Raw genomic sequence first — 21,525 nt, forward strand, 5'->3', positions numbered from 1 at the left:
TTAAAATCCCCGGCTTTTTGAAAAGTCGGGGATGTGTGAGCTTTGATAATTGGTTTACTGGACTACTAGTACAACAAGGCAAAAGTAAAAGATCAAAAGGAAAAAGAAAGAATATTCATAACACAAGCTTTCTAGCAATTTCTTATGGTCGGTTTATTTACGCCGAACTGTACTAGTCTTTCCCAGTAGAATTAGTTAGACTTTTTGAGGAGTTTTCTTTAGATAATCAATTTGCTCTTTAGATAGAGTTGTTCTAATTAACTTACCTTCAAACCGATGAAATTCTGCAATGATTTTTTCGGTATCGGCATAGTTAATCAAAACAAATATAGCCGATGAATTAGGGGTTAAAGCTGCTTCAACTTCGGTTAAAAAACTACTGTTAAACACACTTTCTTTAATGGTAAGAGAGCGATGAAAAAAAGTTGCGCTAATGATCCCACCCCAAAGCTCATTACTCAGATCACCAGGTTTAACTAAATCATGATAGGGTTTAACCCTGATCCTACCCTGTGCATTTTTTGTAATGACAACTGCATCTTCTAAATCAGCTAAATGCTCTTGTTCCAGTTTTAGTAGTTCTAGAAGCATTTCATCTGCTTTATATTTATCATTAAAGCTGATTACCGCTAATTCACTCATACTATTTCTACGATGATTTTTTATACTTCTTAGCTGTATCCACTTTTACCCTAGAAATTACTTGTTGTTAAGGTGTGTAGGATACAAAACAGAAATATTTATGACGGTAATGGAGTGAATGAGTCAGTAACCAACTGTGAAAATTTGAACTCTGCAAGCGCGAATTTTTTATGTAGATGCGGCTGATAACTGTCCATTCACCATACTAAAATGTTTCCACCCAAGGGCGTAATTCTACTTCCCATGTCCAAGCACTGCGGGGTTGACGGAGAATGTTAAGGTAAGTTTGAGCGATCGCATCAGGATCTAGTAAACTATCAGGTTTATCGGTAGCTTCTTGACGTGTTGCTGAACGAATCCCACCATCAATAATAAAGTGTGCTATGTGAATATTCTGCGGTGCTAGTTCCCGCGCAATACTTTGAACTAAACCCCGCAAAGCAAATTTACCCATTGCAAAGGGCGCAGAACGTGGATAACCTTTGACACTAGCCGACGCACCTGTAAAGAAAATTGCCCCTTCGCCTAATTTCAACATTCGTTTAGCTGCGGCTTGAGCTACCAAAAAGCCACCATAAGCAGTAATTTCCAGCGATTTTGCCACTTCGCTAGGGTCAAGGTCAATTAACTTACCTGTAACTCGGAAACTTGGATTGTAAACTACAACGGTTGGCGCTCCTAACTTTTGTTCTACATCGTTGAACAGTTGGTTGACATCGTTTGGTTGAGAAGCATCACAGGCAAAACTAACCGCGCCAATCTCTTGAGACAATGTACTCAGTTTATCAATCTGCCGTGCGGCTAAAGCAACGCTCATCCCCTCAGCCGCGAACAAACGCGCTAAGGATGCACTCAGTCCATTACCAGCACCAACAATTAATGCAGTGGTTGTCATTGAGTTTATTTCTCCAATTCACAGTGCAAGTTTAATTTACTAGTGTTTATCTCGCTAATTCAGCTATTTTCGATATGATTCACTTCTAAATAACGTGGTGTGCAACTTTCTCTCAAACCTAACCCCCAACCCCTTCCCTACGTTCGCGCAGCGTGTCGCAGACAGGGAAGGGGGGCAAGATTCAAAGCCTCTCTCCTTGCAGGGGAGAGGTTTGGAGAGGGGTTTCAAGAATAAGTTGCACATCGCGTTAAATAACTCTCCGCGCCTCTGCGTGAACCTAAAAATTGTGATTACACCCCATGTTGTTTAAACCATGCTTGGAGTTTTTGCCAGCCTTCTTTGGCTTCTTGCTCACGGTAAGATGGGCGATAATCTGCAAAAAAGGCGTGGGGTGCATCTGGGTAAACGATAATTTCTGATTTGCTGCTACTGGACTTGAGGCGATCGCGCATTTGTTCTACAGTATCCACAGGTATACCTGTATCTTTACCGCCGTATAGTCCCAAGACAGGTACTTTTAAGTTTGCAGCAATATCAACGGGATGTTTGGGTGTGAGTTCTGTAGAGTTACCCACAAGTCTGCCATACCACGCTACACCTGCTTTGACTTGGGGATTATGTGCAGCATATAGCCAAGTAATTCTTCCACCCCAGCAAAAGCCTGTAATTCCAACTCTCTTGGCATTTCCCTTGGCTGATTTTGCTGCCCAGTTGACTGTTGCATCTAGGTCAGATAGTACCTGTGCATCAGGAACTTTGCTAACAATCGGACGGATTTCGTCTATGTTGCTTAATTTTGACACATCACCTTGACGCACAAATAATTCTGGTGCGATCGCTAAATACCCCAACTTGGCAAAGCGACGACAAACATCTTGAATATGCTCATGCACACCAAAAATTTCTTGAATTACCAAAACCACTGGGAAATTTTTTCCCGTTTTAGGTACGGCTCGATAAGCAGGAATTTCGCCATCTTTAACCGGAATTTTCACTGCACCCGCCGTTAAGCCCTTGCTATCGGTGGTAATTACTTTAGCAAATACAGGCTGTACTGCTAAAACAAAGCCTGTTGTCAGGGTGGCTGTGGTGATAAATTGGCGACGTGATATTTCTTTCATTGTCTTGATATTTGGTCTTGGTCTGATGTTTTGTGGTGTAAAGTGACCTAACAGACTAGAGATAGTTAGATTTACTAACAATCATTATTACTAAGTATTACATATCTAGCCGTTCTAGTAGTCTGCCAAGACAACTTTGCATGGTGGATAGCAGAGGGGCAGAGGGGCTGGGGAGAAAGTACCTTCATTCCCCCCTGCTCCCCTGCTCCTCTGCTCCCTTGCTGCGTCTACACAGCAATTCTGGGTTGGTACACTACTAGTTCTATTTGTATAGATGAACAAAAGAGACTTGTGGAAAGTAGTGTTGTATTTTCCCAAAGGATATGTAATACTCTTGGTATTCTACGGTAATTCTATAGGTTTATCGTACTTTAGAGGATAAGTAGACTTTTGTTTGCTTAGACTTTGAGGTGCATTCAAACTACCATACAAGGAAAAATTCATGAGTAACCTACAACTTTACTTCGCCAAAGCCTCTACCTTTTCTCAAAGAACCCGCGTGGTTCTGCTAGAAAAGAAAATTGACTTTACCCCAGTTGAAATTGACTTACAGAACAAGCCATCAGATTTCACGCAGGTTTCCCGTTATGGTAAAGTGCCAGCAATTAAGCATGGGGATGTAGAAATTTATGAGTCTGCGGTGATTAATGAGTATCTAGAAGAAGTCTTTCCAGAGCCAGCTTTGTTACCTCATGATCCTACCAAAAAAGCGATCGCGCGGATTTGGATTGACTACGCCAATAGTCGTTTTGTCCCCGCATTTAACAAATTCTTGCGTGGTAAAGATGCTCAAGAACAAGAACAAGGGCGGCAAGAATTTATCGAGGCACTTTTGTATATTGAACAAGAAGGATTAGGTAAGCTATCTGGTAACGGCCCTTATTGGTTGGGTGAACAGTTTAGTTTAGTTGATATCAGCTTTTATCCTTGGTTTGAGCGTTTACCCGTCCTCGAACACTTCCGTAAGTTCACCTTACCAGCAGAAACACCCCGTTTGCTGCAATGGTGGAATGCAGTAGAAAGTCGTGAGTCTATTCAAGCAGTGGCAAATCCTGTGAATTTCTATTTAGAAAGATTCGCTAAAGTTCTTGGTGAACCTAATGGTGTTGCAGTTGCTCAAAAGTAATATTTAGCTTTTTTCACCTACTCTCACTCTTCATAATTCTGAGTAAGTGATTAAATTTGCGGTTCGGTGATTTGGGAAGTAGAAATTTCTGCTTCCCATTTTTATTAAGCCTTTGGGGGCGAGAACAGGGAAAAAACTAGCCCCGAAGCAAGGTTTAAAACCAAGTAAAATCTCCACTGTTCCCTGTTCCCTTTGATCAGCTTAATACAGAGAAGCCAAAACCTGATCAACTGCGGCGCGGAATGCGGTGGCTGCACCAGCACTCATATCACGCGGCGCACAGACGCGATTTCTGACGTAGGCAAGAGCGATCGCGCCAACTGCTGATACTGTTGTTTCTATACTATTTTTGCCACCAGTCCGACCTCCTGGTAAGGGGGCGCTATCACCATGAATCAGGTATTCTGCCAACAGTCTTAAATGCAAATCCACCGCTTCTTTAACTGTGGTAATATCACCATCTATAGCCAATGCTTGCACACCAGAATTTTTGATAATATCTGCGATCGCAACTTCATGGTTATCGCTAAGTCTTTCTGCTGCTTCGGCACGATATTGAATAGCATTACTATCTGCTGTATTTAAAGGTAAGGCGTTTCCTGTTGGTTCAATACCAAACCTCCTCCGCAGCAGTAAATTATTAGTGGTGTCGTCTGATTTGACTCGATGATAAGCAGGACGTTCATTCAACGCTGCAAACCAAGCATTAATCCGTGGGAAGCGGGGATTTCCTTTGATTTGATAGCCCCGATACACAGGTAAATTCGCCGCCAGTCTATCTAAATGGGGGCTATACATAATATCAACTAAGCTAAAAGTTGATAAAAAGTAGGGGCCTGGATATTTGCCTAAAGTTTGCTCAAGCTCATCTAGACTGGTTTCAAAGGTAGCTTGTAAGTTAGCTAACTCATCCGCATCTGTCGGAGTTTCCCGCAAGAATTTATAAGCAAGATTGCGAAAACCATTAGTTTCTGCATCTTCTACCCACTGTCTAGCTACAGCGTTTTCTTCTGGGTCTTCAGGAAGTAGTGACGGACTAGGAAATCTCGCTTCTAAAGCTAAGAGAATATCTTTAGATTCGTAGACTAACTCACCCTCGATTTTGGCGGCTGGGACAAGGGTTGTGGGAACTAAATCCGTATACCATTTGGGTTTATTGCTTAAGTCAATAAACTCTGTTTCAAAGGGAATTTGTTTTTCTTCTAAAGCAAACCACACTCTTTCACAAAAAGGACACCAAGAGTTTGTATCGCGGTAAAGCAATACGGGTGGTGTGGTGTCTGGCGGTAGTTTATGCAGACTGCTAGGAATAGGTGCAGTAGATGGAGACTGTCCTGGTCGGCGTACCCGCCGCGCTGGGGTGTGTTTTTGAGCAATTTCCGATAACTGTTCCCAGGTAGATGCTGTAGTTGGAGTTGTCATATTTTTGTAATTTCCAATAATGTTGCAGAATTGATTACCATCCCTGTTGTGTGGGACGGATGAGAATTTCATTGACATTCACCCGTGGCGGTTGAGTGACTGCATAGACAATAGCTGCGGCTATATCTTCGCTTTCTAGTGGGGTGACGGTTTTACGTCGTTCTTCACTACGTTGCTTGGCGATGGGGTCGTCAATCAAGTCGTTGATTTCTGTATCCACTAAACCGGGTTCGATGATCGTGACGCGGATGTTATGCTGGTAAACTTCTTGACGTAACGCTTCCGAAAAACCATTAACACCCCATTTTGTGGCGTTGTAGATCCCAATCCCGGCTCTAGCTGTACGACCTGCCACAGAGGAGATATTGACGATATGTCCAGAATTTTGGGCTTTCAAAATTGGCAAAACAGAGTGTGTTGCATACAGCACACCTAAAACGTTGATATCAATCATCCGTCGCCAATTTGCGGTGTTACCACCATCAATCTCGCCAATAACGGCAATCCCGGCATTGTTGACTAAAATATCAACTCTTCCCCAGGCAGCGATCGCTTTATCTACCAAATTTTTGACTTGGGCTTCATCGGTAACATCTGTAACTATCGGTAATGCTTTGCCGCCATTTTCAGTAATCTTTTGCGCTACTGCATCTAGTCGGTCAGAACGCCTGGCTGCAATTACTACTTGCGCTCCCTCTGCGGCTAAGGCGATCGCAGTTGCTTCACCTATCCCCGCAGAAGCCCCAGTAATAATTGCTACTTTTCCTTCTAATTTACCTGCCATATATTTATCCCAATTAACAGTTCACGGCTACATTGCTCATCAATAAATTGTTGCCTTGTCTTGCTAATAGCTTGATTTTTAGAACAGTCTATGAGAGATTATTTAAATAATATACGGTTTGTCTATCGATTTATAGTTTTTTATAAAAAATAAATTATCAAAGTTATTTTTTATAAATAGATAAGCTGTATTTATTAAATGTTTTATCGGCTTTTGATAAAACTCATCTACCAAAAAGCAGACTTTATGTTTGCTTGCTAATTTTGGCGATATCAAGGATAAATTAATGATTTATATAAATTTAGAAAGAGAATTATTAGATGAAGAATTATGGTCTATACGACCAGCTTTAAAATTACCGATTAAAGTTCAGTTGCTAATTGCAAAAGAGCAAATTAAACAAGATATTTGGGATGTGTCGAAAAAGCCCTAAATTAAGAGTTGATATGTAGTCTGAGTAACTTGACAAGTCAAGGATTAAGCCCTAAATTTTTAAGTGTTACATAGCGGTTCTCGGTTGGATGAGGTACATTTCAACCCCACCCCCAACCCCTCCCCCGAAGTTTGCTCAACGGGGGGAACCCCCGCACGCAACTTCTCTCCGCAAGCGGGGAGGGGAGCGTTTGCGTAAGCAAATGCGGGGTGGGGTTCCTACTGTATTACAAGCAAGTAAGAGCCGCTATATAAAGCACTGTAACCGCAAATACACCAGGGAATAATCCAATGCCGAGGAATTTCAAAACTCACTTGATGCAGTTGCGCTGGCCAATTATGATCAGCACAGCATTATTAATGCCTTTAAGTTTCAATACACCAGCAATATCTCAATCAACTGTAGAGATAGCACAAAGACCAGCAGTTAGCGATTTACAACAATTAAGACGTAATCGCAGTTTGTGGAATCAACAAAATATCCGCAATTATCGCTATACACTCAGTAAAAGTTGTTTTTGTGTGCCTGAAGCTAGAGGGCCTGTAATTATTACTGTTAGAAATGGGATTACAGCATCCATCACCACAACTACAGGTCAGCCAGTTAGTAACCCAGAATTTTTTGAAAGATACAAAACAATTCCCAAACTGTTTAATGTGATTGCAGATGCGATCGCTCGTCGAGCAGATAATGTTGAGGTAACGTACAACGGTCAGCGTGGTTATCCCACCCAAATTAGCATCGACTACAGCTTTCAAATAGCTGACGAGGAACTGTTCTTGACAATTGAGAATTTCCAAACACTTTAACCAAGTCGTTTGATGAGAAGATAGGAGCGATCGCTAACTTTCACTGCTAATTTATAAATCCTTTTTTTGCAGTTCCATCAATAGATAGGTGTTGAACTCGTAATAGCCTCTCACTGATGCAGAATAAGCATCACGTAGTTCTGCATTAGTGATTTTGGCGCGTAACTCTTCAATTATTTCAATAGCTGCTTGAATGTGTGTTTGGGCTGGTTGTAAATTACCCCGTCTGTATTCTAGGGAAGCCATGTTAGAGAGGGTGAGGATTTCCCCTTTTCTGTCCCCCACTGCACGACGTATAGATAAAGCTTGGTTGTAATATTTGAGGGCTTCTTCCTGTTCTCCTAATGATTTGTGGATACCGCCAATATTGTGGAGGATAGTGGCTTCCCTTCTTTTCTCGCCTACTGCACGGAGTACGGGTAAAGCTTGGTCAAAATATTTGAGAGCTTCTTGCGGTTCTCCCAATGAGGCGTAGACAAAGCCAATATCATTGAGGGTACGGGCTTCAATTCTTTTGTCTTTCACTGCACGGCCTATGGATAAAGCTTGGTTGAGGTATTTGATTGCTGCTTGCTTTTCTCCTAAAGCGGCGTAGACTAAGCTAATATTTTTCAGGGTGCTGGCTTCCTGTTCTCTATCCCCGACTGCACGAAGTATTGGTAAAGCTTGGTTATAGTATTTGAGAGCTTGTTGCGGTTCTTCTAATGAGTTGTAGATAACACCAAGATAGTTGAGAGTCAGGCCTTCCACTTTTTTGTCCCCCACTGCACGGCTGATCAGTAAAGCTCGGTTGAAGTGTTTTAGTGCTTCTTCCCTTTCTCCTAATGAGAGGTAGACTTTGCCAATATTGTTGAGGGTGGTGGCTTCCCCTGTTCTATCCTCCACTGCAAGGAGTATTGGTAGAGCTTGGTTGTAATATTTGAGTACTTCTTGTGTTTCTCCCAAATCGTCGTAGATTAAGCCAAGTTGATTGAGAGTTTCGGCTTCCCGGCTTTGCTCATCAAGTTTTTGCCAAAGCTTCAAAGCTGCTTGGTATTTACTAATTGCTTGTCGCAGTGATTCTGCTGTTCCTTGTTGATAAAACTGCATTCCCTCTTGAAAAAGGCGTTTCGCAGTAGCGCGAGTGGTATCTTGTTGAGTGGTTTGCTGTTCTATCTGCAACCCTTGGTTTTTCGGTGTCGCCGCCACAACATCAGCAAGCATTACCGCACTTAGGAATAAAGTTAAACTGTAGCGGGTAAACTGTGCGAGAAACCACCAGCAAATTCCCTGATTATTTGAACTCCCCATAATTTTTCAGTCTCAATCAGTAATTATTGGTTAGGCTTGCGTCTACATCTGCGGTTAATTATTCTTCTGTTTACCTTACTAGAGTAAGAAACGATATATAGCAATCCTATCTGAGTTGTGAAAAACGCCAACAAATGACAAATGACAAATAACAAATGACCATTCATAACTGATTTCTGGCTTTAAGTTGTAGATATCTTTCAAGCAACTGGTCAGTAATTTGATTTGCTGGTGCATCGAGTACCAAGACTCCTTTTTGCTTTAATTGAGCAAAGGCTACTTGACGTTGTGCTAATAAATCTAAAGCCACAGCACGACTGTAAGCTGCTGTAACTTCTTGAGTAAATGTGTGCGCTAGATGATCAACTTGCGGATCTCGCAAAGTGACGCAGAAGGGTAAATAACGGGGCGCTAACCGGGAAAGTGCGGCTAATAATTCAGTAGAAGCAGTGACATCAACTAAATCGGTGATGACAACTACTAAGGCGCGGCGAGTTTGCCGTTGTACTACATTGGTCACAGCCCCTAAATAATCAGATTCGAGTAAAACTGGCTGAATGGGAGTGAGATAATCAATTAATTTACCCAGATGAGATTGTCCGCGTTCTGGGGAAACCCATGTGTGCATTTGGCGGTCGAATACACCCACCCCGACGCGATCGCCCCGATGTAATCCGGCTAACGCTAATGATAAAGTCGCATTTAAACCCCAATCAAATCGCTGTAAGCCTTTGACTTGTGCTGTCATTAGCCGACCACGGTCTAATAAAATAATCAAGGTTTGTTCTTGTTCTGGTTCTAACACCCTGACCAAAGGTGGAGTATTCCCAGTAGTTCTCCTGGCGGTGGCTTTCCAATCAATAAAACGTAAATCATCACCAGTGTGATAGTTCCGCAGTTCTGCAAACTCTGTACCGATACCCATGCGGCGAGATTGGCGGATGGAACCTGATGATTGTAAGGTGAGGCGAATCGAGAGCGATCGCAACCCAATTAAATCAGGATAAACTTTGACTGCAACATTTTGCGGTATTTGCCAATTATGCCAAGCTAACCCCCAAGTTCCCAACTGTCGCACTTGAATATTTCCCCAAGGAAATTCCCCTCGTTGTGTGGGGTTGGCGGTGTAGGTTAATTCTTGGGTAGTGTTAGCGGGAATAGTGGCGGTGAGTGTCGGGGTAGATACGCCAAATTCGGCGGGATAGTAATCACGAAGTTGAATAATTGCGTCCGTCTTGGCTGCTGTCACCGCCAGCATCACGGGATTATCTCGTCCAATCGATAAGCGTTGCGGTAATTCGCGCTTAACTCGCACCCGCAAAGGACGGACTCGCAAACCATCCACAATCATTAATACCAGAACAGCTGCATCAAATAATAAGGTGATGGCGATGCTAACGGGAATGGATAAGAATAAGGATAGGATGGGAGCGATCGCAATTCCTAATCCTAATAAAAAATAAACTCTTTGAGAAGCAACCATGTTTTATTTAGTTTTTTGCTAATTTTTGTAAGTATTTTTTAGAAATCTAAACCCAACTTTCCCAAGCAATTTCTCTTACTTGCTGCATTCGCTCAAAATCACTATCGCATGAAACGATAATCAATGAATGGCGTAAGGCTGTCGCAGCTATCCAGAGGTCATTTTCACTAATCCCGATAGTATTTAATTGAGTTGTGCTACGTTTAGTTTTTTCTTTGGGGCCAAAATGCTTGATTAATTCAGATTTAAAGTCACCGTAAATTTCTGTAGTTTCTTTATCGATTCCATATAAGTTAATTCGCTGCAATACCGCATTAACTTTGATTAAGTTAGCAGCTTTCTGTTGGGAATTTTGCGCCATAAAGCGTAATTATCCTGCAACAATAACACTAGTAGACAGTTGTATTTGACCAAGCGATCGCAGGTGATTGGCAACACCAGGTACACCCTCCATCAAGAAGGAACAATGATTGGTATCAAGAAGATACATGATTAAAATTCAAGTTGTATTCGATTTTCATGAACTAATTGCAGACATTCTCTGATATCTGAACCTTCCCAACTCCCGACAAATTCTAATAAATCTTCGGCAGTAGAATTAGTAACATTATGTTCTGCTTTGAGTGGTTGAGAAACTTGGTTATTTACTGATATATTTTCTAGCTGGTGTTTGGCTTGCAAAAACTGAATAAAATCTAAAATTTCCTGTAATAAAGGTTCAGGCAATTTCTCTAGTTCTTGGTTAATCTGTTCTTTGATTTTCATTTTTACCTCAATCATTTATCCAATTGTAAGATATTGATTAGCTTATCAATTTTTATCATTGACATTTCATCGGGGGACTTTAACTTGATTAATTACCGACCCAATAATTGCATCAATTTGTAAACCATCTAACATAGCTTCTGGTTTAAGTAGCAAACGATGACGTAACAAAGGTGAAGCTACAGCTTTCACATCATCTGGTGTGACAAAATCGCGTCCGGCTAACCATGCGGCGGCTTGAGATGTTTGCAACCAAGCACCAGCCGCACGGGGTGACGCACCCAAAGCTAAATCAGGAAATTGGCGTGATGCTCTCACTAAAGCTAAAAGATAATCGATAATTTTTTCAGATATTTGCACTTGTTTCACTTCTTGGCGTGCTTGTAAAATTTCTGCGACTGTTGCTACTGGTTGTAAACTAAAAATATCTATCCGTCGCGCGGCAAATCCGGCTTGACGATTGAGTAACATTTGTTTTTCTGCGGCTTGGTCAGGATAATCTACTAATAATTTGAATAAGAACCTATCTAACTGCGCTTCTGGTAAAGGATAAGTCCCTTCAAATTCCAAAGGGTTTTGTGTTGCAATTACCCAAAATAAATCCGGCAAAGGTAAACTTTCACCATCTAAAGTAACTTGCATTTCTTCCATTGCTTCTAACAGTGCCGCTTGAGTTTTAGGAGGAGTGCGGTTAATTTCATCTGCTAGTAACACTTCGGTAAAGACTGGCCCTTTTTTGAGGGTAAAACTGCGACTATTTAAGTCAAAAATATTTGTTCCGGTAATATCTGAGGGTAAAACATCTGGTGTAAGTTGAATGCGGCGAAAATCACCTTGAATTAACTGGGCTAAAACTTTGACTAGAAGTGTTTTACCTGTTCCGGGTACACCTTCTAAAATTACGTGTCCACCTCCTAACAAGGCTATTAGCAACTGCTGGATGAGGCTAGATTGTCCCACTACAATTTGATTGAGTTTTTGTTCCAGGGTAATTAAGACAGAATGGTTTTGGCTCATAATTTTTATGAATAGAAATCAGAATTTATCAGTCAAAATTTAGCATAACAAGGTTATGCAAGTGTTAGTGACTAGAGTCTAGTATTACCTATAGTCAACTCTGGGGAAATGATGAGTATTTTAATTCGTCAAATTTTAGTTGCATAACCTGAAAATGAGCCCCCTTTTTAAACTAACTATTATAAACATCTTTCTTCACAATTGGCTTCTCAGTAGGTTGATGAAATGCTTGGCTTCATGGATAGCGTAGGTAAAGAGGGCTAGGGGGTTAGGTTTTTAAGATTTTGATGTGAACAATAGTACTTTTTAAACAACCTCTGAGAACCAAAGAATATCGGACAAGGGTCTAAATATCAAAGGGATGGTAAAGAACCGTAAACTAGCCAAAAAAATAAGTGATGTTGCGTAGCGAAACTACCTATCAATGTGGGAATACAAAGAGAAGGGGATATTTGAGGTGTAGTCAATTATTACAAATTAACAATTTGTCTTCTGGCGAAGTTAATTGTGAAGTAATCGTTATCAAGTTTATGATTTCAGCAATTACACAGCCGAAATATTATGAATACTTTACAAAACTCTCTCAATATTTCTTGATATTCTCCCCTCTACTGACTTTTTATTTTTAAGTTAAAAATACCTGTGATTCTCAATGATGAATTGGGCAATCTAAAAATAACTTTCTAATATTTACTGGAAGTATGCAACGTTGGAGAAGGTTTGACTCAATTCCATTGAAATATGCGGTTAACAGCAATTTAATAATCCGCTTTATTCTCGGCAGTACTACCATTTTGGTCAGCATTTGCGCTTATTACACCTATATAGCGGCTCGCAATATCGCATTAACAGATTTAAAACAAAGTGCTTTCCAAACAGTCCAAAGAGGCGTTGATGAAATTGAAGAGTGGTTACACGTCCGCAAAGTCGAAGTCCAAACAATCGCTAATACTTCAACGGTTCGCTCCCTAGATTGGTCTGTGGCAGAACCGTATTTACAAGCAGAAGTGCAGCGAATTCATGAATTTTTTTTCTTTCAAATAGTTAGTCCCGATGGTTCTTTTGCTAATACAAAAGTTGGTCGCTCAACCAAGAATATTAAGGATAGAGATTTCTTTCAAAAAGCAATAGCAGGGCAAACTAATATTTCCGATCCCTTTATTAGCCGTTCCACAGGGATTCCTTTAATTGCGATCGCCACTCCCATCTATACCAGTTTTCAGGCTAATCATTCACCAATTGGGGTGTTTCATGGCAATGTCAAAGTTGATCGCATTAATAATATTGTCAACTCGCTGCGCTATGGACAGAATAGCTATGCTTTCGCCATCAATTCCCAAGGACAAGCAATTGTGCATCCTGATGCGGCGTTAATGTCAACAGTCGAAAAACCCGCTCCCAGTCTGCTGCAAAATCCTAATTTAAGTGCGATCGCCAAGCAGATGGTTAACAAACAACAGGGAATTGAGTTATTAGAAATTGATGGTACTCAAAAATATGTTGCATATCTTCCCTTACATGAAGCTAATTGGTCTTTGGCTTTGGTGATTCCCCGCGAAAATATTGAATCTCGCTTACGTCTTTTAGATGTAATTGCTTTGATTGTGGCGGGATTAACTATCACGATGATTACTGTTTTGTGGCGGGTGCAAGCCTTTGAACAAGCACAACTGAAAAAATCTCAAGCGGCGGCGGAGACAGCAAACCTGGCTAAAAGCGAATTTTTAGCCAACATGAGTCATGAACTGCGGACACCTTTAAATGGAATTTTAGGTTGCGCTCAAATTTTGTTACGTTCCAAAGGTTTACCAGAAAAAGAGCAACATCACGTCAACATTATTGAACAATGTGGTTCCCATTTGTTGACCTTAATTAATGACATTTTAGACTTGTCAAAAATTGAAGCGAGAAAACTAGAACTACATCCTGATGATGTTTATTTTCCTTCTTTTCTTCAAGGAATTGCCGAAATTTGCCAGATTCGAGCCGAACAAAAAAATATTTTGTTTGTTTATGAACCTGCGATTAATTTACCTACAGGGGTGCATATCGATGTTAAAAGGTTGCGTCAGGTATTGTTGAATTTGGTGGGAAACGCCCTCAAATTTACCGATGCAGGTCAAGTTAGTTTTAAAGTAGAAGCGATCGCTCATCATCAACAAACAAAAAACTACTGCGTTCGCTTTTGGATTCAAGATACAGGAATTGGCATAGCACCAGCCGAACTTAACAAAATTTTCCTGCCGTTTGAGCAAGTAGGCGAGAAAAAGCGTCAAACTGAAGGCACAGGACTGGGTTTAGCCATTACTCGTCAGTTAGTACAGATGATGGGTGGGGATATCCAGGTTAAAAGTCAGCTTGGAGAAGGTAGCACCTTCTGGTTTGAGTTGGAAATCCCCGAAGCCGATGAATGGGTACAATCAGCGACAACTGCATCAGCCGGACAAATCATTGGTTTTGAAAACAGTCCGCGCACAATTTTGATGGTAGACGATCGCTGGGAAAACCGCACAGTCATTACCAACTTGCTGCAACCACTGGGTTTTAATGTAGTCGAAGCCACTAATGGCAAAGAAGGTTTAGCAAAAGCCATTGCACTAAAACCAGATTTAGTAATTACAGATTTACTGATGCCAGAAATGGACGGGTTTGAATTGATTCAACACCTGCGCCAAACCCCAGAGATTCAAGATGTCAAAATTATTGTTTCTTCTGCCAGTGTCTTTGAAACTGACCAACATCGCAGCCTCGAAGCTGGTGGTAACGATTTTCTCAGTAAACCTGTACAAGTAGATGAATTACTCAATCAATTAGAACATCTTTTAAGTTTGACATGGATTTACCAACTGCCTCAGACACAAGCAGCAATAACTAATAACTTAGCTACAGCCAATCATCAAACCGATGTCTTAATTCCTCCCTCTGCGGAAGTGTTGCAAGAACTGATCATATTGGCAAATAAAGGCAATTTTAATGGAATTCTCAAGTTGGCTGATCAGCTAGAGACTTCTGATAAAAAGTTTGCTAACTTTGCTAATCAACTGCGACAACTAGCAAGGCAATTTGATGAAGATATCCTGATGAGTTTTTTGCATCAATATGAGGTAGAGTCAAAATGACAGTCACAATATCAGAACAGAAATATGTTTGCGATCGCCATCCACGCGGAATTGTATTAGTTGTTGATGATAATCCTAACAACTTACAAGTTTTATCTAGCTTTTTGGATGAATCTAGCTTTGAAGTTTGGGCAGTTCGTAGTGGCGAGAAAGCCCTAAAAAAATTAAGTAATAATAATTTACCCGATTTAATTTTACTAGATGTGATGATGCCAGGTATGGACGGCTTTGAAACCTGTCAACATCTGAAAAATGATCCTCGTTCCGAGGATATTCCTGTAATTTTTATGACGGCCCTTTCTGAAACTGCCGATAAAGTCAAAGGATTGCGATTAGGCGCTGTAGACTACATTACCAAACCTTTTCAACATGAAGAAGTATTAGTGCGGATTGAACATCATTTAAAATTACGCAATTTGACCAAAACTTTGATGACCAAAAATGCCGAACTGCAAAAAACTCAAACACAACTTATTCAAGCCGAAAAGGTAGCAACTTTAGGTCAATTAGCAGCCGGAATTGCCCATGAAGTGAATAATCCGATTAATTTTATTGCTGGTAACTTAAGTTTTGTCGAACAGTATATTCAAGAGATAGTTACTTTACTCCAACTTTATCAAAAGTATCTGCCTGAACCGCCCAATGAAATTCAATGTGCAATTAAATCAACTAATCTGAGCTATTTACTAAATGATTTATCGAAAATTCTCCAATCTATGCAGGTTGGTACAGAGCGCGTGACAGAAATTGTATCATCCTTAAATAAGTTTTCCCGCCACCGAGAAGCAGGAAAAAAACCAGCAAATCTCCATGAAGGTTTAGAAAGTACACTCTTAATTCTTGGTCATCGACTGAAAGCAAATAATCATCGTCCCGCAATTCAATTAATCAAAGATTACGGAGATTTACCATTAGTTGATTGCTACCCTGGTGAAATCAATCAGGTTTTTATGAATTTGATTTGTAACGCTATCGATGCGATTGAGGAAAATCAAAAAAATAAAACCTTTCCAGAAATTGCCCAAAACCCTGGTGTGATTCATATTACAACAGATGCAATTGATGATAAAGTTTTTCTCAAAGTTGCCGATAATGGCTCAGGTATTAGTGAAGCTGAACAAAATAAAATTTTTGATGCTTTCTACACCACAAAACCCATAGGTAAAGGCACAGGTTTGGGTCTATCAATTTCTTACCAAATCGTAGTTAACAATCATCATGGCAAATTATATTATAATTCCAAGCTAGGCGAAGGTTTAGAGTTTGTCATTGAGCTACCTATTAGATAAATGCTGCTGTAATAAACCAATGATGACTTCGGGTAATTCTAAATGAGGGAGGACTCCAGCATCAGCGATCGCATAAAATTGAGATACAGCATTTAAATTTAAATTTGCTAACCTCCGCCCTAATTTAATACTCGTAAATTGTGCTTCCTCACCCCAAAAAAATACAGTTGGGATAGTTAACTGTTGCAGATACAAACTCAAATCAAAATATAAATCACCCCGCAAAAATGCCAAGGCGGCAAACCTCGCATTAGGTTGTTGTGCTGAAGTTAAATAAGCAGCGACCATTTCTGGCGAAACACGTCCGGGTTTAGCAAACAAAAAACTTTGTAAAAAATTCCGCACTGCCAATTCATTTTCTGCACCCAACCCATAAATTAAACTATCTACTAGGGGTGTATTGATCACAGAAAGTGGTAGCCTGCGTCCAGCACCTTGCCCAAAATCATCAAACCCCGAAGGACAAACTAAATATAATGATTGGAATAATTGCGGCTGAGTAATAGCCAAACGAATAGTTAAAGCAGCCGTCAGTGATGATGCAATAACTTGTACAGGTTGGCGACAAGTTTGAGTAATAAATTCAGCCAGCGTCGTCAAATAATCTTTAATTTGATAATCGCGTACCGGGTGTGCAGAATCACCCCAACCAATTAAATCAGGCGCTAAAATGCGATATTTATCCGCGAATGCTGGGTACACCTTCGACCATTCATAAGCCGAAGCCCCACCCCCAAAATTATGCAGAAATAATAGTGGCGGTAAATCTTCACTGTCAGCATTCAACCAAGGTGCAGATGTCTGAGTATAATACACCATCGCTCCCAAGGAAGTATGAATCACTTTCTGCCCAAAGCCAGGAGGTTGAAATTGAAGCATAATATGAAGTATAAGAATCCGGTTTGATTTCTGAATTTATTGGTGTAGGTAGGGAATAGGGAATAGGGAATAGGGAATAGGGAATGGGGAGTAGGAAAGAAGCCTGATATGGGTGTACTGATTTTTTTCAAAAATCAAATATGATTCCTATAGTCCTAAATAATTTACAAACATCTCTCTCCCTTGTCCCCCTTGTCTCCCTTGTCCCCCTTGTCCCCCGCGTCCCCCTTGTCCCCCTTGTCATCCTCATCTTCCAACAAAATGATCAAAAACCTAACGATTATCCCTCGTAATATGAGTTAATTCATTTAAATTGTCGCCGCTAATTTTATAAGCATTGCCAAAACCAAGGACAAAACGGCCGGAACTGGGAATAAGTTGAAAAATGCGAAAGTCCCCTAAGCTTTTTAAGACTTCAATCATTTCACCAAAGCGTTCTTGCAGTTGGTCAACAATTTTATTCCAAGTCTCTGTATCTCGTTCTATTAAAGTCGCAGTACAATCAAAAGTTAAACGACGACGAGCAAAAATGTTATTACTTTTTGTTTCATCTTCAATAAATAAAATACTCACACGGGGATTAGCATAAATATTTTGGGTGTGGGCTGCCAAGTCACTGATATAAATATAAATATTTTTGGCTGCATCACTGACGAAAGGTGCATAACTACTATTAGGTATACCCTCTGGATTAACAGTACTAATAATGACACTTTGAAACTCTTGCAGAAAATTTGCGTATTCAGCTTGAGCGTTTTCTAGTTGGCTCATAAGTAAGTTTTTGTATGATTAACAACATTTAGGTAAGTATTTTAGCGTTTTGAGCGATCGCAAAAATACCAATTTATTGTACCTACTTCCTCATCTTGAAGACCAAATCGGAATTAGCTACAGACATCGCCAAAATCCTATCAGTGATTAGCAAGATTGAAAAAACCATTATTCCATAGATGTGCCTACACGATATCCATCCTAAAATATAGTACCTAGTGCTATACTTTAACCAAAGAGACTATCAAATGAAAATTTACAAAAACCGTACTTTTGACCGTTGGGCGCGGAAGGAAGAGTTAAACAACCTTAGTCTCTGTAACGCTGCAAACGAAATGGCCGCAGGGCTTTATGATGCTGATTTAGGAGGTGGGTTGTTTAAAAAACGCATAGCAAAACCAGGGAAAGGTAAACGTGGTGGATTTCGGACACTAGTAGCTACTAATAATGAAGATCGTTGGTTTTTTATTTTTGGCTTTTCAAAAAACGAACGCAGTAACATTGACAAAGATGAAGAAGAAGCTCTGAAAATGTTATCTAAGCAATTACTTGCTTATACACTAGAAGAGCTTGAACAGGCAAAAAATAGTAATGCGTTAATAGAGGTGATTTGTAATGCGGAAGAAAAAATCAGCAATTCTGGAAGCAGTTCATGAGACAGCAAAAGACCTACACAAAGCTGGACTAATGAATCAAACTACATTGCGCGACTTTGAACACTTATGTATACCTCCTATTGAGCCACTAGAACCTAATCAAATTAAAGAAATACGGGAATCATCTCAAGTCAGCCAAGCTGTTTTTGCACGTATTTTGAATATAAGTCCTTCAACAGTTCAAAAATGGGAAATAGGACAAAAAAAGCCTAGTGGAGCATCTCTTAAGCTACTGCACTTAGTAAAAAACCGTGGATTAAACAGTGTTTTGTATTAAAATTTTTGGCTCGTAAAACTTCCTTACGGGTTATTTCTATAATTTAACTTGTAAACTATTATTCACCTCTAGTCACTCAAAAAAATTTTAATGAGGACGTAATTGTGAATGACAAAAATCGTTATCAATGGGACTTAGGCAGGTTTATCAATACCCTGTCTTACTTCGAGGTTATTCCTTTTCTCAACTGCATCAAAAAACTTATCCAAGGTCGTTCCCAAGAAACACAACATAGACCTAATGGAGAAAAAAGCGTGGGTGTAATACTAGTAGCAGGTGCAACGGGTGGACTTGGTAAGCGAGTCGTCAGGCGACTGAGAGAACGAGGTTATCAAGTGCGCGGTTTAGTACGTGATATTGATCAAGCACGGTCAATTTTGGGTAATGATGTTGACTTAGTAGTTGCAGACATCACCAAACCTGAAACTTTAACCGCATTAGTCATGGCGAATATTCAAGCCGTGATTTGTTGTACAGCAGTGCGTGTCCAACCCGTGGAAGGCGACACCGCCAATAGAGACAAATATTATCAAGGTGTGAAATTTTACCAGCCGGAAATTGTTGGCGACACTCCCGAAAATGTCGAATATCAAGGTGTGAAAAACTTAGTCGCCGCAGCCGCCACATATCTCCCCGCCGCAAATGAAAAACTAATTTTTGATTTTACTCATCCCTCTGCTGAATTAAAAAATATTTGGGGTGCGTTAGATGATGTGGTGATGGGTGGAGTGAGTTCTAGTAATATTCAACTCATAGACAATGCTGCTTTGTTTGCTGGTAATGTTTCTACAGCCAACTCCGGCGGTTTTGCATCTGTGAGAACTAAAAACTTTGACCCACCGTTTAATTTATCTGGTTACACAGGTGTAGAACTACGAGTTAAAGGTGATGGACAACGTTATAAACTCTTTCTCCGCCCTGATGCAACTTGGGATGGTTTAGGTTACAGCTATTCTTTTGATACGGTAGCTAATACTTGGATAAATATTCGCATTCCTTTTACAGAATTAACACCTGTATTTCGCGCCAAAACTGTTAAAGATGCTCCACCATTAAATAATAGTAAAATTAGCTCATTTCAACTGATGTTGAGCAAATTTGAATATGATGGGGCGTTAAATCCCAAATTTAGCCCTGGTGGTTTTTGTTTGCAGGTGGAATCTATTAAAGCTTATGGAGAGAAGACTTTACCAAAATTTGTGCTGGTTAGTTCCGCAGGTGTCACCCGTCCCGGAAGACCAGGAATTAATTTAGATGAAGAACCTCCCGCAGTCAGATTAAATGACCAGTTAGGTGGTATTTTAACCTGGAAATTAAAAGGCGAGGATAGTTTAAGAGCTAGTGGTATTCCTTACACAATTATTAGACCTTGTGCCTTAACTGAAGAAAGTGGTGGACAGGAGTTAATTTTAGAACAAGGTGATAACATTCGGGGCAAAATCAGCCGTGAGGATGTGGCAGAACTTTGCGTACAAGCGTTAGAACAAAGTCAAGTGCATAATGTCACTTTTGAAATCAAAGCAACAGAAAATAAAGTTAACTCTCGTAATTGGGAGACGCTATTTTCTGGTTTACAACCTGATAAATAAATCAACTGTAGCAATCCTATTTGATTTTTAAATTATTGGTTGAAGCTGGGAGTAGGGAGTAGATTTGTTTGTAATTCATTTAGGGCTGCTATATAGATTGATCAATATATCAGCATACTTTGTTAGGTGGTGCGATCGCACCACCTAACCAACCTTTTTTACTCTCTACGCCTCCGGTTACTGAGCGTAGTCGAAGTATCCGGTTACTGAGCGTAGTCGAAGTATCCGGTTACTGAGCGTGAAACAACTTACAATGAAAAGCACTCAAACATTAGGAATTGCGGTGGTTTTAGCCATTATCCTCTGGGCTAGTTTATTCTCTAACACTGCATCATCACAGCAAGTCGAATCTCGTCTGAATAACTTACAAGCCGATTTTAATCGCATAGAGTCGCGGTTAAACCAAATAGAATCTCAACTCGGAAACACTCGCCAGTCTCCTAACTCGCGTACAACGATTACCGTCCCACAGTCAACTCGACGGAATTTATCACAAGCAGAACGGGATAAAATGTTTGACCGTTTAGCGACTTTAGTGGTTGAATTAAAACAACAAGTAAATACTCTAGAACAACGTATTACTAAGTTAGAATCCCGTTAATTAATATGACAGCAAATATTTCAGATGCAATGACATACGAGGGTGGTTGTCATTGTGGCGCGGTACGTTTTCGAGTTGTTGTTAACAACCACAAAGTTGATGATTGTAACTGTTCGATTTGCCGAAAGAAGGGTTTTTTACATTTAATAGTCCCACGAGAACAATTTACTTTATTACAAGGTGAAACCGAGTTAACAACTTACAAGTTTAATACAGGCGTTGCTCAACATAAATTCTGTAAGACTTGCGGAATACATTCTTTTTATATTCCCCGCAGCCATCCTGATTGCATAGATGTTAATGTCCGATGCTTAGATGGCGATGTTATCTCCAATTTTGAAATTGTGCCTTTTGATGGGATGAATTGGGAAGAAAATATTCATAAGTTGATTAATTAACATTAATATGAGTATTTACTTATTACTTGTTACTAAATGAACGCGAAAATAAATTTTCGTACTGCACTCAACCGAAAAACGCTGTAAGTAATTACATGGGTGTTTGTAATTTAAATCAGCTTCCTGAATATTTCGGAGAAATATAACAGATGGAATAGG

General features: G+C 40.1%; 23 protein-coding genes. 10 read left to right on the forward strand and 13 right to left on the reverse strand.

Annotated elements, in window-relative coordinates; genetic code table 11:
- Positions 1-195 precede the first annotated feature (195 nt).
- From H6G28_RS20010 to H6G28_RS20020, 3 genes are all read right to left on the reverse strand, one after another.
- The gene (locus H6G28_RS20010; protein WP_190590598.1) at positions 196-642 is read right to left on the reverse strand and encodes a DUF1269 domain-containing protein; all 447 of its coding nucleotides are present in this window, start codon (positions 640-642) and stop codon (positions 196-198) included.
- 205 nt (positions 643-847) lie between these two features.
- Positions 848-1,537, reverse strand: a complete 690-nt coding sequence (locus H6G28_RS20015) for an SDR family NAD(P)-dependent oxidoreductase (protein ID WP_190673475.1) — start codon at positions 1,535-1,537, stop codon at positions 848-850.
- A gap of 290 nt (positions 1,538-1,827) precedes the next feature.
- Positions 1,828-2,658 carry a dienelactone hydrolase family protein gene (locus tag H6G28_RS20020; RefSeq protein ID WP_190673478.1) on the reverse strand — a complete coding sequence of 277 codons (831 nt, stop codon included), beginning with the start codon at positions 2,656-2,658 and terminating at the stop codon, positions 1,828-1,830.
- A gap of 442 nt (positions 2,659-3,100) precedes the next feature.
- Here H6G28_RS20020 and H6G28_RS20025 point away from each other — a divergent pair, with 442 nt between their 5' ends.
- A complete protein-coding gene (locus H6G28_RS20025) occupies positions 3,101-3,784 on the forward strand; it encodes a glutathione S-transferase family protein (protein ID WP_190673480.1) in 684 nt (227 codons plus the stop codon).
- A 201-nt stretch (positions 3,785-3,985) separates the two neighbouring features.
- On the opposite strand, the gene H6G28_RS20030 is transcribed toward H6G28_RS20025, so the two are convergent.
- Together H6G28_RS20030 and H6G28_RS20035 are read right to left on the reverse strand one after the other, a co-directional pair.
- On the reverse strand, positions 3,986-5,206 hold the full coding sequence (locus H6G28_RS20030; RefSeq protein WP_190673483.1) for a glutathione S-transferase family protein: 1,221 nt from the start codon (positions 5,204-5,206) through the stop codon (positions 3,986-3,988).
- 34 nt (positions 5,207-5,240) lie between these two features.
- On the reverse strand, positions 5,241-5,990 hold the full coding sequence (locus H6G28_RS20035; protein ID WP_190673486.1) for an SDR family NAD(P)-dependent oxidoreductase: 750 nt from the start codon (positions 5,988-5,990) through the stop codon (positions 5,241-5,243).
- 250 nt (positions 5,991-6,240) lie between these two features.
- On the opposite strand from H6G28_RS20035, the gene H6G28_RS20040 reads away from it, so the two are divergent.
- Positions 6,241-6,423 (forward strand): hypothetical protein, encoded by a 183-nt coding sequence (locus tag H6G28_RS20040; RefSeq protein WP_190590605.1) that lies wholly within the window; start codon positions 6,241-6,243, stop codon positions 6,421-6,423.
- A gap of 290 nt (positions 6,424-6,713) precedes the next feature.
- Positions 6,714-7,232: a DUF6174 domain-containing protein gene (locus H6G28_RS20045; RefSeq protein WP_242054621.1), complete on the forward strand. Its 519-nt coding sequence runs from the start codon at positions 6,714-6,716 to the stop codon at positions 7,230-7,232.
- Between the two features lie 51 nt (positions 7,233-7,283).
- On the opposite strand, the gene H6G28_RS20050 is transcribed toward H6G28_RS20045, so the two are convergent.
- The 6 genes from H6G28_RS20050 to H6G28_RS20070 form a co-directional block, all read right to left on the reverse strand.
- The gene (locus tag H6G28_RS20050) at positions 7,284-8,522 is read right to left on the reverse strand and encodes a tetratricopeptide repeat protein (RefSeq protein ID WP_190673489.1); all 1,239 of its coding nucleotides are present in this window, start codon (positions 8,520-8,522) and stop codon (positions 7,284-7,286) included.
- Positions 8,523-8,685: 163 nt separating this feature from the next.
- Positions 8,686-10,005 carry a DUF58 domain-containing protein gene (locus H6G28_RS20055; RefSeq protein ID WP_190673492.1) on the reverse strand — a complete coding sequence of 440 codons (1,320 nt, stop codon included), beginning with the start codon at positions 10,003-10,005 and terminating at the stop codon, positions 8,686-8,688.
- Between the two features lie 46 nt (positions 10,006-10,051).
- Positions 10,052-10,366, reverse strand: coding sequence for a type II toxin-antitoxin system VapC family toxin (locus H6G28_RS20060; RefSeq protein ID WP_242054622.1), 315 nt, complete (start codon positions 10,364-10,366; stop codon positions 10,052-10,054).
- A gap of 9 nt (positions 10,367-10,375) precedes the next feature.
- Entirely contained in the window at positions 10,376-10,495 is a 120-nt protein-coding gene (locus H6G28_RS37835) for a type II toxin-antitoxin system VapC family toxin (protein WP_397329878.1), read from the reverse strand.
- A 2-nt stretch (positions 10,496-10,497) separates the two neighbouring features.
- The gene (locus H6G28_RS20065; RefSeq protein WP_190590610.1) at positions 10,498-10,770 is read right to left on the reverse strand and encodes a DUF2281 domain-containing protein; all 273 of its coding nucleotides are present in this window, start codon (positions 10,768-10,770) and stop codon (positions 10,498-10,500) included.
- Positions 10,771-10,836: 66 nt separating this feature from the next.
- Positions 10,837-11,787 carry an AAA family ATPase gene (locus H6G28_RS20070; RefSeq protein WP_190673495.1) on the reverse strand — a complete coding sequence of 317 codons (951 nt, stop codon included), beginning with the start codon at positions 11,785-11,787 and terminating at the stop codon, positions 10,837-10,839.
- Between the two features lie 701 nt (positions 11,788-12,488).
- Between H6G28_RS20070 and H6G28_RS20075 the strand changes: the two genes are divergently transcribed.
- Together H6G28_RS20075 and H6G28_RS20080 are read left to right on the forward strand one after the other, a co-directional pair.
- Positions 12,489-14,906: a hybrid sensor histidine kinase/response regulator gene (locus tag H6G28_RS20075; protein ID WP_190673498.1), complete on the forward strand. Its 2,418-nt coding sequence runs from the start codon at positions 12,489-12,491 to the stop codon at positions 14,904-14,906.
- Complete coding sequence (locus tag H6G28_RS20080; protein ID WP_190673501.1) at positions 14,903-16,195, forward strand: hybrid sensor histidine kinase/response regulator; 1,293 nt, start codon at positions 14,903-14,905, stop codon at positions 16,193-16,195. Before H6G28_RS20075 ends, H6G28_RS20080 begins: the two co-directional genes overlap by 4 nt.
- Here H6G28_RS20080 and H6G28_RS20085 read toward each other — a convergent pair.
- Positions 16,181-17,074, reverse strand: coding sequence for an alpha/beta fold hydrolase (locus tag H6G28_RS20085; RefSeq protein WP_190673504.1), 894 nt, complete (start codon positions 17,072-17,074; stop codon positions 16,181-16,183). The two genes, H6G28_RS20080 and H6G28_RS20085, sit on opposite strands and share 15 nt — an antisense overlap.
- 273 nt (positions 17,075-17,347) lie before the next feature.
- Positions 17,348-17,845, reverse strand: a complete 498-nt coding sequence (locus tag H6G28_RS20090) for a HugZ family pyridoxamine 5'-phosphate oxidase (protein WP_190590613.1) — start codon at positions 17,843-17,845, stop codon at positions 17,348-17,350.
- Positions 17,846-18,093: 248 nt separating this feature from the next.
- Between H6G28_RS20090 and H6G28_RS20095 the strand changes: the two genes are divergently transcribed.
- From H6G28_RS20095 to H6G28_RS20115, 5 genes are all read left to right on the forward strand, one after another.
- The gene (locus tag H6G28_RS20095; RefSeq protein WP_190673506.1) at positions 18,094-18,501 is read left to right on the forward strand and encodes a type II toxin-antitoxin system RelE/ParE family toxin; all 408 of its coding nucleotides are present in this window, start codon (positions 18,094-18,096) and stop codon (positions 18,499-18,501) included.
- A 31-nt stretch (positions 18,502-18,532) separates the two neighbouring features.
- On the forward strand, positions 18,533-18,778 hold the full coding sequence (relB, locus tag H6G28_RS20100) for a type II toxin-antitoxin system RelB family anti-toxin transcriptional regulator (protein WP_242054623.1): 246 nt from the start codon (positions 18,533-18,535) through the stop codon (positions 18,776-18,778).
- A gap of 104 nt (positions 18,779-18,882) precedes the next feature.
- Complete coding sequence (locus H6G28_RS20105; protein WP_190590616.1) at positions 18,883-20,367, forward strand: CIA30 family protein; 1,485 nt, start codon at positions 18,883-18,885, stop codon at positions 20,365-20,367.
- 253 nt (positions 20,368-20,620) lie between these two features.
- Positions 20,621-20,968 (forward strand): hypothetical protein, encoded by a 348-nt coding sequence (locus H6G28_RS20110; RefSeq protein WP_190590617.1) that lies wholly within the window; start codon positions 20,621-20,623, stop codon positions 20,966-20,968.
- Positions 20,969-20,973: 5 nt separating this feature from the next.
- Positions 20,974-21,366, forward strand: a complete 393-nt coding sequence (locus H6G28_RS20115; protein WP_190590618.1) for a GFA family protein — start codon at positions 20,974-20,976, stop codon at positions 21,364-21,366.
- Positions 21,367-21,525 lie beyond the last annotated feature (159 nt).

Source organism: Nostoc sp. FACHB-190 (assembly GCF_014696905.1).
In the GTDB taxonomy this organism is placed as follows: domain Bacteria; phylum Cyanobacteriota; class Cyanobacteriia; order Cyanobacteriales; family Nostocaceae; genus Nostoc_B.